The 14,822-nt window shown below is 57.3% G+C and carries 11 protein-coding genes; 7 read left to right on the forward strand and 4 right to left on the reverse strand.

The features are described from left to right. Nucleotides 1-5 precede the first annotated feature (5 nt). Together ACR0CA_RS07345 and ACR0CA_RS07350 are read right to left on the reverse strand one after the other, a co-directional pair. Entirely contained in the window at nucleotides 6-737 is a 732-nt protein-coding gene (locus ACR0CA_RS07345; protein ID WP_480897995.1) for a response regulator, read from the reverse strand. Next, nucleotides 734-1,924 carry a GAF domain-containing sensor histidine kinase gene (locus tag ACR0CA_RS07350; RefSeq protein WP_480897998.1) on the reverse strand — a complete coding sequence of 397 codons (1,191 nt, stop codon included), beginning with the start codon at nucleotides 1,922-1,924 and terminating at the stop codon, nucleotides 734-736. The genes ACR0CA_RS07345 and ACR0CA_RS07350 overlap by 4 nt, the downstream gene beginning before the upstream one ends. A gap of 224 nt (nucleotides 1,925-2,148) precedes the next feature. Here ACR0CA_RS07350 and ACR0CA_RS07355 point away from each other — a divergent pair, with 224 nt between their 5' ends. Genes ACR0CA_RS07355 through ACR0CA_RS07375 form a run of 5 tightly spaced genes read left to right on the forward strand, consistent with a single transcriptional unit; the run spans nucleotide 2,149 to nucleotide 7,437 of the window. Further along, on the forward strand, nucleotides 2,149-3,162 hold the full coding sequence (locus tag ACR0CA_RS07355) for a substrate-binding domain-containing protein (RefSeq protein WP_480898000.1): 1,014 nt from the start codon (nucleotides 2,149-2,151) through the stop codon (nucleotides 3,160-3,162). Nucleotides 3,163-3,165: 3 nt separating this feature from the next. Beyond that, nucleotides 3,166-4,638, forward strand: a complete 1,473-nt coding sequence (locus ACR0CA_RS07360) for a sugar ABC transporter ATP-binding protein (protein WP_480898002.1) — start codon at nucleotides 3,166-3,168, stop codon at nucleotides 4,636-4,638. Continuing rightward, nucleotides 4,635-5,561: an ABC transporter permease gene (locus ACR0CA_RS07365; protein WP_480898004.1), complete on the forward strand. Its 927-nt coding sequence runs from the start codon at nucleotides 4,635-4,637 to the stop codon at nucleotides 5,559-5,561. Before ACR0CA_RS07360 ends, ACR0CA_RS07365 begins: the two co-directional genes overlap by 4 nt. Further along, entirely contained in the window at nucleotides 5,558-6,535 is a 978-nt protein-coding gene (locus ACR0CA_RS07370) for an ABC transporter permease (protein WP_480898006.1), read from the forward strand. The genes ACR0CA_RS07365 and ACR0CA_RS07370 overlap by 4 nt, the downstream gene beginning before the upstream one ends. Beyond that, on the forward strand, nucleotides 6,532-7,437 hold the full coding sequence (locus ACR0CA_RS07375) for an SMP-30/gluconolactonase/LRE family protein (RefSeq protein WP_480876824.1): 906 nt from the start codon (nucleotides 6,532-6,534) through the stop codon (nucleotides 7,435-7,437). The genes ACR0CA_RS07370 and ACR0CA_RS07375 overlap by 4 nt, the downstream gene beginning before the upstream one ends. Before the next feature lie 13 nt (nucleotides 7,438-7,450). Here the strand turns inward: ACR0CA_RS07375 and ACR0CA_RS07380 are convergent, their stop codons facing one another. Beyond that, a complete protein-coding gene (locus ACR0CA_RS07380; protein ID WP_480898007.1) occupies nucleotides 7,451-10,141 on the reverse strand; it encodes a DUF6493 family protein in 2,691 nt (896 codons plus the stop codon). Then, complete coding sequence (locus ACR0CA_RS07385) at nucleotides 10,138-11,472, reverse strand: SWIM zinc finger family protein (RefSeq protein ID WP_480898009.1); 1,335 nt, start codon at nucleotides 11,470-11,472, stop codon at nucleotides 10,138-10,140. Before ACR0CA_RS07385 ends, ACR0CA_RS07380 begins: the two co-directional genes overlap by 4 nt. A 296-nt stretch (nucleotides 11,473-11,768) precedes the next feature. Here ACR0CA_RS07385 and ACR0CA_RS07390 point away from each other — a divergent pair, with 296 nt between their 5' ends. Both ACR0CA_RS07390 and ACR0CA_RS07395 read left to right on the forward strand, forming a co-directional pair. Beyond that, nucleotides 11,769-13,508 carry a type I secretion system permease/ATPase gene (locus ACR0CA_RS07390; RefSeq protein ID WP_480898011.1) on the forward strand — a complete coding sequence of 580 codons (1,740 nt, stop codon included), beginning with the start codon at nucleotides 11,769-11,771 and terminating at the stop codon, nucleotides 13,506-13,508. After that, nucleotides 13,508-14,821, forward strand: a complete 1,314-nt coding sequence (locus ACR0CA_RS07395) for an HlyD family type I secretion periplasmic adaptor subunit (RefSeq protein ID WP_480898013.1) — start codon at nucleotides 13,508-13,510, stop codon at nucleotides 14,819-14,821. The genes ACR0CA_RS07390 and ACR0CA_RS07395 overlap by 1 nt, the downstream gene beginning before the upstream one ends. The last annotated feature ends 1 nt before the right edge of the window (nucleotide 14,822 follow it).

The following is a 14,822-nucleotide window of genomic DNA, read 5'->3' on the forward strand; positions in this document are numbered from 1 at the left end:
AGATTTCAGAGCGACAAGGCAGAGCGCGCCAGCCACGCGCTTAGGTCCTTTTCAGCAGCGACGATGGCTTCGTTGTTCAAAATCTGCGAGGTCATCGCCTTGGACACGGCGCGCGCGCGTTTGTTGATCGCAATATCTCCGGCTTCGATCAGCAGGTCGTTGACGTCCAGCTTTTCGTAGATCGACAGCAAACGGTTCTGGATAGTGCGCAATGCCAGTTTCCGGCGGGCGGCAATGGCCTTGTCAGGAAGACCCAGTGCAAGATCGGTCAGGATCGCTAGTTCGACCTCGGTCAGCGCCTCGCCCGACCGGCTTTGATCCCGCTGGATTTGGTGAATCTCACGGTCGACCATGATCTGGGCTTCCAGCAGGACCGCCCTCAGTGCCAAATGCATACGCGATGGGCTGGCGGTTTTCAGAACATAGCCATACGCGGCCTCTTTCGGGACGATCCGGGCGATGCCGCGCAGATACGCCTCGTCCGAATAGTTCGACCAGAACAAGATGCGTGTTTCCGGTCGCTCGGACCATATGGTGCGGGCTGCCTCAATCCCGTTGCGCTCTTTCATGCGCAGGTCCATGACGATGGCTTCGACACCATCTTCGCGGGCCTTGACCTCGCCCTCGCGTCCGTTGGCCGCCAGACTGATTTCGGACGCTTCAGGCAAAGCCTCTAGAACCAACTCTTTGAGGTAGTTGGCGTGCATTGCGTCATCTTCGACCAGAAGAACCTTCATGCCACCTCCTCTCTGCCGCGGCATTCCGACACCGGGAGCCTAACGCTGATTTCAGTTCCTTCGGCGTAGCGGATATCAAACTGTGCCGCGATAAGCCGGGCACGGGTACGCATATGGGTCAAACCGCCAGAAACTTTACCTGTTTCAATGGCTGCCGAACTGGCCCCATCGTCACGTATCGATAGATGCAGCCCGTCACGGCACTCGATCTCGACCAAAATGGACGAGGCCTGAGCGTGGCGTACTGCATTATTGATTGCCTCCTGCGCGATACGAAAGAGCGCAATCCGTTTGGTCTGTGGCAGATCATCGATCAGCCCGTCGGACAGGTCGCGCACGTCAATGTCGATCTCCTGATCCGTTCCGACCGCGCGCTCAAGATGCGTGCGCACGGCGTGTTGAAATCCAAAAAGTTCCAAAAGGGACGGGATAGAGGTGTCGATAATCTCGCGCAATCCCTGGATGCAGGTTTGCATCGACCCGCGCACAGCTTCGATATCTTTCTGTGTTTTGCAGCGCTCAAGCTCTCGGCTGATCCGGGTCATATCGGCCAGCGTCTGGTCGTGCAGATCCATGCCGATCCTCTGCCGCTCAAGCTCAAGCGCGTCGGTCAGGCTTAGTGCGCCCAGACGTAACCCTTCTTCGCGCGCCTGCAATTCCGCGCGCATGATCGCTTCGCGCCGCGATTGTTCGTTGGCCCGTAACGCATAGAAATAGGGGGCAAGAATATCGGCAATGTTGCGAACCTGTTCGACCGCCTGATCGTCATAGAAATCCAGCTTCTGCGACGAGCAGTTCAAGGCACCGATCGTGCGACCCAGCACTTTCATCGCCACGTTAACGCGACTGCGCATCTGATGTTTGATGATCGGCTCGCAATCGGCCCCTTCGAACACATATCGCGGGTCTTCCAGCGCGTTGCCGGTCAACATGCTGTCGCATTCCCCCCGCAGGATATCGCGCACCGGAGAAACCTCGACAGGCGCGCGCGTGCGGCTCCAACTGGTGCGCAGGCCGACCTCGTAGCTGGTGTTCCAGTTTCCCTTGTCATCGACCAGACACACATCCAGATGATCAACCTGCAAAATGCGGTCGATCTCGGACTTGACCGAGCGCAAGGCGGACTTGATGTCGAGGTTGCCTGCCAGGTGATTGGAAATCCGCAGGTAATAGGCAAGATCGGCCATGGACGCACTTTCGAAAAACCGGTCCGCGGCGACCGGCACAACACAGTATAGAAGTCCGACCCCACCCTGTCATGCGGATCACCGCAATAGTTTTGCGGGAACCCGCAATCTTTGCGCGCATCCTACTCTTACACTTTTGCCCATTGCGCGGAATCCTCTCGCTGCCTGCCGGATTGAGCGGGCCCGATGAACGTGCGGCGGAGGGGCCGCCCAGGGAGGAAACTATGACACTCAAGGCAATCATGCTCGGCGCTGTCGCCGGCATTACCGTATTGGCGGCCACCGGTGCCACCGCAGACACATCCGACAAACGCATCGCGCTGTCCAACAACTATGCCGGAAACTCATGGCGTCAGGCCATGCTGGAAAGCTGGCAAAAAAATGGGGATGCAGCGGTGGCCGAAGGCTTGGTTGCCGCAGCGGACGCCTTCACCACCTCTGAAAATCAGGCGACCGAACAGGCTGCCCAGATTCAGAACATGATCCTGCAGGGCTATGACGCCATCGTCATCAACGCGGCCTCGCCCACGGCAATCAACGGCGCGGTCAAAGCCGCTTGCGACGCGGGCATCACCGTTGTCTCATTTGACGGGATCGTGCAGGAGCCCTGCGCATGGCGCATCGCCGTCGACTTCCAACAGATGGGCCGCGAACAAGTGAAATACCTGGCCGAGCGCTATCCCGATGGCGGCAACCTTTTGGAAATCCGTGGGCTGGCCGGTGTCTTCGTCGATGATGAAATCAGCGCGGGTATTCATGACGAGGTAAAGAACTCCAACTTTGAGATCGTAGGTTCGGTTCATGGCGACTGGGCGCAGGACGTTGCGCAAAAGGCCGTTGCGGGCATTCTGCCAAGCCTGCCGGAAATCGTTGGTGTCGTGACCCAAGGTGGTGACGGCTATGGTGCCGCACAGGCCATTGGAGCCACCGACCGCTCGATGCCAACCATCGTCATGGGCAACCGTCAGGACGAATTGCAGTGGTGGGCCGACGAAAAAGCCGCCAACGGGTATGAAACCACGTCGCTGTCGATTGCTCCGGGCGTCAGCACGCTTGCTTTCTGGGTCGCGCAGCAGATTCTGGACGGAAACGACGTGCCCAAGGACCTGACCGTGCCTTTCCTGACCATCACCCAGGACGAATTGGAAGAGTCGCTGAAAACCACGCCCAAAGGGTCGGTTGCCAACGTTGAATATACGTTGGAACAGGCCAAAAACGTGATTTCGTCGGCTCAGTAGTCAATGAGCGATTTACACACGATACCCGGCGCAGTTTCTGCGCCGGTTGTCTCTCTGGACACGGCCCATATGTCTTTTGGGCCCGTTCACGCGTTGCGCGCAGCGACGCTGGAAATTGCCGCGGGCGAGTGTATCGGATTGGTCGGCCACAATGGCGCGGGCAAGTCGACACTGGCCAATGTAATCAACGGGCGGCTGTCCCCCACTCAGGGCGCTGTGACCTACCGCGCCGGGGATGCCACGTTGACCAATGGACAAAAAGCGCAGGCATCCGGCGTGCGCAGCGTGTTTCAGGAGCTGTCGCTCTGCCCAAACCTGACCGTGCTGGAAAACCTACGCATTCCATTTCGCACCATGCCACGCAAGAATTGGCGACGCGTGGCGCGGCAGAAAATGCAGGACGCGCTGGATCTGGTTTTTCCCGGCCACGGCATCAAACCAAGTGCCACTGTCGGCAATTTGACCATTGCCGAGCGTCAGATGGTCGAAATCGCCATCGCCTTCGCAGACCGCGACAGCGAACCCAGCCTTGTTATTTTGGATGAGCCGACCTCATCACTTGATGCGGCCATCGCGCAGCAGTTGCTGGATCATATCAAACGTTTTTGCACCGAGGGTGGCGCGGTTCTGTTCATCTCGCACATGATGGGTGAGATTTTCGATGTGTCGACCCGGATCGTGATCATGAAGGATGGTCAGATCGTGGATGACCAACCTGCCCGAAATTTCACCCGCGAAAGCATTGTGGACGCTATGGGCCACGTGGCACCGGATGACACCGATACCGGTGCAACCCGCTCCGCCAAAACGCTGGGCGCCGAGGTTGTACGCGCCGAGAATGGCCTGAACGCCCGTCAAGGCGAGATCGTGGGCTTGGCCGGGCTGGCCGGTCATGGTCAGGCCGAGGCGCTCGCACAGATCTTTTTCGACCATTCATCGGTCTGGAAATCCTCGGGAGATCCCGAGGTGGTCTTCGTCGCGGGTGACCGTACCCGGGACGGGGTTATGCCGCTTTGGTCGATCCTCAGAAACTTGTCTTTGACCACCCTGTCCGAATTCAGCAGCCGAATTTTGGTGGATCGCGGAAAGGAATCCGATCTGGTTCAGAACTGGAAACAGAGGATTGGAATTCGCACCGACAACGTATCGAACCCCATCCTGTCTCTGTCCGGGGGGAACCAGCAAAAAGTTTTGTTCGCACGGGCCTTGGCCTCATCCGCGCCGATTGTGGTGATGGACGACCCCATGCGCGGTGTCGATGTGGGCACCAAGAAGGAGGTCTATCAAATGATCCGCGACGAAGCCGCCAAGGGACGCAGTTTCTTGTGGTACTCCACCGAGACGGACGAGATTCTAGAATGCGACCGAGTGTTTGTCTTCCGCACCGGACACATTGCAGCGGAACTCAGCGGGGATGAGATCACCGAAGAGAACATTCTTGCCGCCTCATTCGAAATGCAGGAGGCCGCAGAATGACCGGGGATCGTCTGCGTCTCGCCCTGCCCGTTTTGTCGCTGGCCGTGCTTTTGGGGGCTGTCTTCTACCTGCAACCGCGCGCGATGAGTTATTTCGGTCTGAACCTGCTGTTCAATCTGGCGATTCCGGTCGCCTTAGCGACCATCGCCCAGATGATGATCATCATGGTCAACGATATCGACCTGTCGATTGGTACATTTGTCAGCTTCTGCGCCTGCGTGACTGCTACGTTCGTTCACGACACACCACTGATCGGCTATGCCATCCTGGCGACGGCTATTCTGGCTTATGCTTGTTTGGGCGCACTGATCCAATTCCGAAGGTTGCCTGCCATTGTCGTAACTTTGGGTATGTCTTTTGTCTGGGGCGGGCTGGCCGTTTTGATCCTGCCTTCGCCCGGTGGCGCATCGCCGGAATGGCTCAAGACGTTGATGAGTTACAAGACACCTCTGGTCCCCATTGCTGTGGTCGCACCTTTAGTTATCGCATTGGTGGTACACCTGCTGATCAAACGATCCTGGGTCGGCGTGATCCTGCAAGGGGTCGGCGGCAATGACCGCGCGATGGAGCGCGCAGGGTGGTCTCTGGTCAAACTGCGCGCGTCCGCCTATGGGCTGGCCGGGTTGTTCGGCGTTCTGGCCGGAATGTGCCTTGTCGGTCTGACAACAGCGGCAGATGCCAACATTGCGCTGCGATACACTCTGCTGTCCATTGCCGGTGTCATTCTGGGCGGGGGCGAGTTTGTCGGTGGACGCATCTCTCCGTTTGGGGCGGTGATCGGCGCTCTGACCTTGACCCTTGCTGCCAGTTTCCTGTCCTTCTTGCGCCTGTCGCCTGACTGGCAGATCGGAGCGCAAGGGGCGATCCTGATCCTTGTTCTGGCGGTGCGGCTGCTCTTCGTTCGGAAGGAGGCTGCGGCGTGACCGACAATACCTCATCCACCGAAGGGCCCGTGAACCCTGTGCGGATCTTGTTCTCAAAACCCTGGATCTGGGCCTTTGTGGCCGCCGCCCTGACTTTTGCGGCCACCAGTCTGGTAGCCGGTTCCGGCGCTGGGTCGCTGTTCTATGCCGCCCTGACATTTGCCGCTTTTTCCGCCATCGTCGGGATTGGGCAGATGCTGGTGATCACCTTGGGTCCCGGCAATGTTGACCTTTCGATCCCCGCATCAATGACATTGTCGGCGACGCTGGCGTTGAAATTCATGGATTCGGAAACCGCACTGATCGTACCCGGTCTATTGGTTGCAATCAGCGTCGGCATTGGCTGCGGCCTGGTGAATTTCGCCTTAATCCTGTTGCTGCGTATCCCGCCAATCATCGCGACCTTGTCTGCCTCTTTCCTCTATCAGTCACTGGCCATCTGGTCGAACCGAGGACTGCGTATCAAACCGCCCGAGCCGCTAGCTGATTTCGCAACCGGGGGAGCGCTGGGAATTCCTAATGTCGCCGTGATTGGCATCCTGCTGGCGATTTGCGCCTGGGTTTTGCTGGAACGGTCGATCGCGGGGCGGTGGATCTCGGCGATCGGTCAGAACTTCCGCGCCGCACGGCTGAGCGGTGTTCCCGTCAACGCCGTTCGCTTTGGCGTCTATGTCAACTCGGCTGTCTGTGCTGCGCTGGCGGGGTTTCTTCTGGCCAGCTTTTCGGGGGGTGCAAACCTGAATATGGGGACTGAATACATGTTGATGTCCATTGCGGTCGTCGTGATCGGCGGATCTTCCATTGGTGGCGGCAATTCCAACGTGCCCGGTATCTGGGGCGCCGCTTTGTTTATGTTTCTCATCGTCTCAATGCTGAACTCCTACGGTTTGGGGGCTGGCGTCCGGCTTATTTTGACCGGGCTTGTCATCGTCGGAGTCGTCGCATTGGCCAGCCGTAAAGGATATGACGTATGATTTTTTCGCAGACCTACGACATCATCCGGCCCGAGTTCCGCGATCTGATCCATAGCAATATGGGCCTTGCGCGCCTCTCATCGGGGCACCGCTGGACAGAAGGGCCGGTCTGGTTTCCCGCACATAACCTGTTGCTGTTTTCGGATATACCCCATGCCCGCATCTACCAATGGACCGAAGGTGGTGGGGCAAGTGTGTATCGTCAGCACTCCGAATATTCTAATGGCAACACCCGCGATCCAAACGGTCGCCTTGTTACTTGCCACCATGGAAGCCGCTCGGTTGTGCGCACGGAACATGACGGCACACGGCAGGTGATTGCCGAAAGTTACATGGGCAAGCGCCTGAATTCTCCTAACGACGTGGTGGTTCGCTCGGACGGGTCCATCTGGTTCACGGACCCGACCTATGGCATTCTGTCCGATCTGGAAGGGCATCAGGCCACCCCGGAACAAGAGGGTAGTTTTGTCTATCGCGCCAGCCCGGATGGGCAGGCACTTTCGGCGGTTGTCACCGATTTCGTTCAGCCCAACGGACTTGCCTTTTCGGTGGACGAAAACCGGCTCTATATTGCGGAGTCAGGCAGCAGCCACGACCCTGAAGTTCCTTCAGTGCTACGAGCGTTCGACGTGAACACGGATGGCAGTCTGAGCGGCGGTCAGGAGTTTGCAACCATCGACAACGGATTGCCGGATGGGTTGCGGGTGGATCGCTACGACAATATCTGGTGCTCGGCAGCAGACGGGGTGCATGTCTTTTCGAAGGCAGGAGATTTGCTGGGTAAGATCCTAGTGCCCGAAACGGTTGCGAACCTAACATTCGGGGGCACGCGCGGGAACATGCTGTTCATCACGGCCTCGACCTCTGTCTATTCGATCTTCGTCAATTCCGCCGCGGCCTGACGGGCTCAAGGCCCTATAGGCTATGAAGCTTCAACAGTTTCTTTGCAAACTTACCGGTCTTTCCGCCAGCTTTGATCGCCGCCAAAGCTGCTGTAGACTTTGGTGCTGTCAAACCAGACCCTGACAGCACACAAAGCTCATGGAGCAGTTCCAGAATTCCGCCCAAATCGCGCGGAAGCGTGTCGGGCAAGTCATACAGCATCGCTGACAAAGCTTTTTGAATCTCATGCGCGTGCATTTTGGATAGCTCAGAGACTTGCGCCATGCGTTTGGTCCAGCGCCGCAGGGGGAGCGCTCCGAAAAAGACCAACTCGCGCGCGGCGTCGGCAAACTCTTCGGATTGAAATCTGCCCTGCGCAATCAAGGTTGCGATTGCGTCACCGGTGGTCATTCCGATACCTTCATCCGCACTTGCCAGATACCACGCCAACATCGCATGGGCCATTTTACCCGGCTGCAATCCGGGGCGAAAAAACGGGTCCAGATAGGTCAGGCAATGGTGCCGCGTCAGCTTTTGATCCAGTTCCAGATCGAAAATACCGGCAACGAAATACAACTCTGGCTGCGTTGGGTTCATCAATACTGCCCACGGGTTCAGTCCTAGCAGCCAGCTGGCACCAGGATCGCTTCCATAGCTGTGTTCGAATTTCGTAGGCAGGGCAAAACCCAAACTCGGATCAACATCACCTGGCATTTTCGGTAAAATAGAGACGCGTGGCTGCGGCCAGAAATATTCGTCGATACGCCGGATTTTGGCCGTAAAACGATACTCTGCAGGAGTACCCAGACCGGGAATAATACCCCCAACCAAACGCTGGATATTGGGGTCGGCCTCAATCGGTCGGCGCCCCTGCCAGGCCATAGCCCAGAGTTGGCAATCTGTTTCAGGCCTGAACTCACCGCCCAAGGCATATCCCAACGCACGCTCTGCTTCGGTCTGCGGGTTTAGAGCCGCCAACGCCTTTTCGCGTCCTTCCGATCCCAGCCGCAGGATCGCAAGTCTGAAATCCATGGCCCCCGGCCGAACACTCAGGCCACGGTAATGTTCCAGCCTGTCAATCAAACGCAATGGGTCAACACATCCGCGATTGTCGGAAGGGGCCGAGAGCATCGGAACCGAATGGCCCGCCTGAACGAAAGACAACAGCTCTTTGGCGCGCGCCGCGAATATCCCTTCGAAACTATGGGGCGAAATACCCAAGGGTTGGTGACCGGAATATCGTGGCTCTAGATAGGGTTGCAGTTCGGCATCGAAATCGGACCCGTTGGCCCAGCTCAATCCCGCAACCGAAATAGGTCGCTGAAAATACTTACCCGGACTAAAACCGCCCTCGAGATCGCGCGTTCTGATCTGATTTGCCCGCTTTTTTAGAGGGCCAAGTAGCGGGGCAGCCTCGGCTCCGAACCGCGCTATTCCATCAAATGCCTGCTCGATCAGGAAGGGGTCATGGCAATCCTCCAGGAGGGCCAGATATGCCGAAACCGCCTCATCTACGGAGGAAACAGGCTCAAACGGCTCAGGTCTAGGAACGGGAAAGTCGGTGATTTCAGCTTTGGCCAAAGGTGCGGTGTCAGCAAGCCGCGCGCGGACCGTCGGCGTCACCACATCCAGATAGTCCGCCATCGCCGTCTGAACCCCGGCATTATGCATCTGACCGAGGCTTTCTATCAGATCCACCGCTCGCGTTTGCACATCCCCAAACTCTGATATCAAAGACGAGGTGGCGGTTTCGGCAATTTCGGCCACCCTATCCGGAGTGCGTTTGGCGCAGGATTTCAATAGACCTAACGCATTCAAAGCCGTCGATTTCTGGCGGCTTTGCAAAGCAGGTTCAATCGCGTCGAGCAGGGCTTTGGCGTCAAGTTCACCACATTTGTCGGCGCGCTTCAGCGCCTTGACCGCAATCGCCACTGTCGGGGGAACCGCACTATTGAGGAGGCCGAGGTACTGATCCACGCGCTCAACGATTTCAGCATCGCTCGGTTCTAGCGCTGTATGAAACCGCGAGTACCAACCCGCGCGAAACTGCGCAAAATCCCGCTTCAGGGCCTCTAGTGAGCTATCCAACAAGCGCTGTCGGTCCAGGTCACCGTTTTCGCTCAGAGCTCGCAAAACATCCGCCCATCCTGCGCGGGGTCCTGAATATTTGTCATGCGCAGCAAGGCTGAGATCACCACCGCCTTCAACCTCGAAGAACCGCCAGACATCCTGAGACAAAAACTGATCCCGCGCGTTGTCGGGAACGCCCGCCTGAATGGCGTAGTAGCCAAGAATATAGGCGTCCGTCTGAGGGATTGAGCACAACCCTTTTCGGTTCAACAAATGTACCGCGTCGATCAGGCGGGGATTGTCTTCAACCGCAGCCTCGGCCCAGGCGTCGATCCAACTGAGCTTAAGCTGCGCAAACACTTCGTCCAAAGGAAGGGATTGCGGCAAGATACGCCAATCCCCACAGGCATATTCCGAGGGTCTGGCGGTGGCAATCACGGCGATCCCCAATGCTTCGCCGTCTTTGGCAAATGCTTTGAGCGGCTTTTGGCCTTTCATCTGCGCTTCCCACCAGACCTTTTCATAAGCTTTTTGCGTCTTCAGCGCATGCCGGGCAAATGGCCTTCGATCCGCCTCCGACATCTTTGCGAGGGCCTTTAGAACATAGCGCGCAGTGCGCGTTGTAATCAGGGTCAGAAACTCCTGTTCAGTCACGCTTGGCGCTCCATCATCAGTTCGACGGCTAAAATGTGTTTGCAGGGACCACGCGTATGGCCATTGGCAGCAAACCACGGGCATGTGCAGCTGTGCCGGTCCTCGGCAAAGCGAACCCGATGCGTAACATCGCCACTTTTCACATCCGCATAGTTTTGGGACAAAGCGACCGCTCCGTTGTCCGCCAGGTTTGCGGCGGCTTTCAGCCTTGGATTCAAAGATCTGACGCGCTCGAAGCCATAGGGGAGTTCTCGGTGAAACCAGGTTTGCGACCAAAGATCATAACCTACACGACCCAACGCAGCCAATTGGCACAGCGCGATGTGCACCTCGTGCGGTGAGGCGTTGATGAGGGGTGCCAGGATATTGGGATCAAGCCGGTCCTGCCAGTTCAATTGCGCGGTTACTGCAGCCGTTTTCTCGGCCGCGGTCGTGAGTTCAGAGAGCAACTGCCCGTCGCCTGAAAACCCGCGCCAAGGATCTGCATTCAAGACCAGACACAAACGCTGCCCAGCAAAATCCAAAACCCAGGCCGAACTTTTCAGACCTTCGTTGACAAAAACACGCAGTATCTTCGCCTTGGGAGCCAGAGACAGCAACACGTTTAACCGATGACCACCGCGCAACGGCACGCTACCCAGCGAAGCTCGGGTTGTTGCTCTGACCCGTTGCCCCTGAGCCGATACCCAAACCAGATGATCCGATTTCGATCGCGGCAAACTGCGCAAAAATTTCTGTGCTGGTGTCGGGGCCAATGAAAGAGCGGGTACCATACCAGCCATATGGCTCTGCACCTCGGCAAATCCCTTCAACCAGCGCAAGGGAAGCGGTACTTTTCGTTCGACGAGCCGGTTTTCATCATGTGTCAGGGCCACGGCTTTGGGCCCAATCGAGATCTGCAACTGGCTGTCGGGCGAAACCTGGGCCAGCATAGCCCTCAAGTTGGGGCCAAAATCCACATTGGTTGTCCCTGTGCGACGCTGTTCGGCGTCTAGCGCGGCCTCATCTATGTCCAGACGGGCATAGGTGCTGCAACAAGCTGAAAACCCCTCAAACCGCACGGTTTCGTGCCCTACTGTGACCACTGGGTCCGCTTCGCGCAGAATCCGGGCCAGCATCGCGGGTGGGACGTAAAAGCGGCTGCCGACGATATCGGAAACCGCGCGCAAAGACCTAGCCGTGATCAGAGGGTGTTTGGCGTGTGCGATCAGGAAATCCTGAGAAGCATCTGGATCGGACTGATCAGCCACCAGACTCAGCTTCTGCTGAGATGACATTCCGGTCAGAGATGACCGGCCCGCATAGTGATACGTGTAGTCGAGTTCTCTCATCTCCGTATACCGGAACTTAAAGACTAATCAATTTGTTCCGATTCATCGTAGACGCCGATTGCACCGCTATTCAACTGACCGAAACGGCCCCAGGGCGTCGTGAGACATTATCGCCGCAATTCCGGAATTGTCAGGGGAGCAACGGCGTCTGATCCGCGGCGGTCCGATCATTCCCATCACTGTGTGTTTGATGTAGCTTTTGCGGCAGTGTTCCGCTCTATCTCGCAACCCATGCATTTTAACTGTCTTTGTGGTGCGTTAGAGTCAAAACAGCATTGTCGTCGAAAGTCCTATTCGTGAAGCCAGCAAGCCGTTTCTCTCAACCTCCACAACACGAGCTGCGCAAAGTTCGCAATCAGGGATCAGCCTTTCTGACGCTCGCCTTCCTGTTCAGCATCTTCGTGAATCTGCTGATGCTGACCGGACCGTTGTTCATGCTGCAGGTTTACGACCGCGTTCTGGGGTCGCGCGCGGTCGAAACATTGACTGCTCTTTTCCTGTTAGTGGCGCTTTTGTACGGGTTGATGGCAATGCTAGACTATGCCAGGGGCCGTATCGTGGCCCGTTTTGGTGCCCGGTTCCAGTCAACCCTGGACGAACGTGTGTTCGAGGCGACGTTACAACGATCTTTGAATCCTCAGGTCCGGGCTGCGCCTTCAACAGGTTTGCGGGATTTGGAAGCCATTCAAAACCTCTGCTCATCGCCGGTATTGTTGGCTGTGATGGACATTCCGTGGACACCGGTTTTCATGGCTGCCATCTTCCTGTTCCACCCGATGCTGGGATGGCTTGCCGTAGGCGGCGGAGCATTTCTGGTGACTATAGCATTGCTGAACCAAGCGCTGACACGGCGCAAGGTGGCCACGGCGCAATCGGCTTCGGCACAGGCGAATTCCTTTTCCGAACACGCGCGGCAAGCGGCGGAAATTGTACGCTCTCAAGGGATGCAGAAGGACATCATTCAGCGTTGGCAAAAACAACGCACCAATGCATTGCACCAGACAATCGCAGCCAGCGACTGGACTGGCAGTTTTACCTCACTGACCAAATCACTGCGACTGTTCCTGCAATCCGCTATGCTGGCCTTGGGAGCCTGGCTGGTTCTGCGCAACGAGTTGACACCGGGCGCGATGATTGCTGGCTCTATTCTGCTGGGTCGCGCGCTTGCTCCGATCGAGCAGACAATTGGCCAATGGGCGATGATCGAACGTGCCCGAACAGCCTGGGGGTCTCTGAACGAGTTTCTGGATTCAACTCCACCTGAAACGCCTCGTACCAAGCTGCCTGTTCCCGAGGCCCGGTTGACGGCCAAGGGACTAACCGTCATTCCACCGGGTGCGGAAAAACCAACTTTGCGCAACATTTCCCTAAACCTGGCACCGGGCAGCGCTCTGGGCGTGATCGGGCGCAGCGGTTCGGGCAAATCGACACTAGCCAAAGCCTTGCTGGGATTGTGGCATCCGGCGGTCGGCGAAATCCGCTTGGGCGGTGCGACGTTGGATCAATACGACCCGACCGATCTGGGCCAGCATATCGGCTATCTGCCGCAGACCGTGACCCTGTTCAATGGCACTGTTGCGGAAAACATCGCACGAATGTCGGAAAAGCCGGACGCCGAGGCCGTGGTTGAAGCTGCCCGAAAAGCGAACGCGCATGAGCTGATCCTGACGCTGCCAAAAGGCTATGACACGTTTCTTGAAGGCAACGATAGCCAGCTTTCAGGTGGTCAAAAACAGCGGATCGCTCTGGCGCGCGCCCTCTACGGAGACCCGGTACTTTTGATTTTGGACGAACCGAACTCGGCCTTGGACGCCGATGGGACAGAGGCGCTGAACACCGCAGTGCGCGGCTTCAAGGCAGCTGGGAAATCCGTGATAATCATGACGCATCGTCCGCAGGCAATTTCGGAATGTGAAAACCTGATCGTTGTCGAACGTGGACAGATCATCAAGTCCGGTGCCCGCGACGAGGTGCTGGGAGCCATGGTCCAAAACGCTGGTGCGATCAAACGCGGCCTCAGTCAGGCGGGGAATTGATGCAAAAAAGCAGCTCTGATACGCGTCCTGTTTGGCGCATCACATTTCCGGCGATGGTGGGGTTTGTCGCCTTGGCCATTCTGGTTGGCGGTTTGGGAATCTGGGCCGTACAGACCCGACTTGCAGGGGCCATTATTTCGCAGGGGACGATCGAAGTTCAAAGCAACCGGCAGGTCGTTCAGCACCCCGACGGCGGCGTGGTCGGAGAGATTTTCGTGCGCGACGGTGACGAGGTTCAGCAGGGCGATCTGTTAATCCGGTTGGACGGTACTTTTCTGAAATCTGAGAAAATCATCGTAGAAACTCAACTGTTCGAGCTTTTGGCCCGCAAAGCCCGACTGGAAGCGGAACGTGACGGCATCCCGGCACAGGAGTTGCGCGCACGTCTAGACGAATTGGAACGGCAAGAGGCCATCGAACCCGAACTAGTCAGCGGCCAGCAACGTTTGTTCGAGGCCCGGTTGGACACATTAAGTCAACAAGCCGAGCAGCTCGGGAAGCAACGCATTCAGACGGAAAGCGAGATTGAAGGCACGGAGGCTCAGCTTATCTCTCTGCGCCGTCAAGTCGAGTTGATCCGGGAGGAGCTGGAAGATCAGCAGAGCTTGTTCGATCGGGGCCTGACACAGGCCAGCAGGGTCTCGGCACTCTTGCGGGAAGAGGCCAGCCTGACCGGGGATATCGGCCGGTTAGAGGCCAATATCGCCCGTTTGCGCGGGCAGATCGCGGCAACCGAGATCCAGATTGTCGAGCTGAAAGCAGCCCGCCGAGAAGAGGCAATATCGACCTTGCGCGATGTTCAGGCACAGATCGCTGAACTGGCCGAGCGACGCCTGTCCCTGACCGTGCGTCTGTCCAGGCTGGATATTCGCGCACCGGTGACAGGGGTCGTCTATGGCAGTCAGGTTTTCGCGTTGCAATCCGTGGTCCAACCCGCCGAGCCTATGATGTATGTGGTGCCCTTGGACACACCTTTGCTGGTAGCCTCGCGCGTGGACGCTATTCATGTCGATCAGCTGCACGTGGGACAGCCTGTCCTGCTGCGATTCACCGCGTTCAATCAGCGTGAAACACCAGAAATCGAAGGGCAAGTCATCAACGTTTCGGCTGATGCTTTTACCGATGACAACACCGGGCTGACCTTTTATCGCGCCGAAGTTGTACCAAATGAAGGACAGCTTGGCCGTCTGAACGGTCAGGAACTGCTCCCCGGAATGCCCGTCGAAACCATGATTAAAACAGATGAGCGTACGCCTCTGTCCTATCTGGTCAAACCATTGTCGGACTATTTCAACAGGGCGTTCCGGGAATAGA

The sequence above is a fragment of the Ruegeria sp. F12 genome (assembly GCF_056533885.1).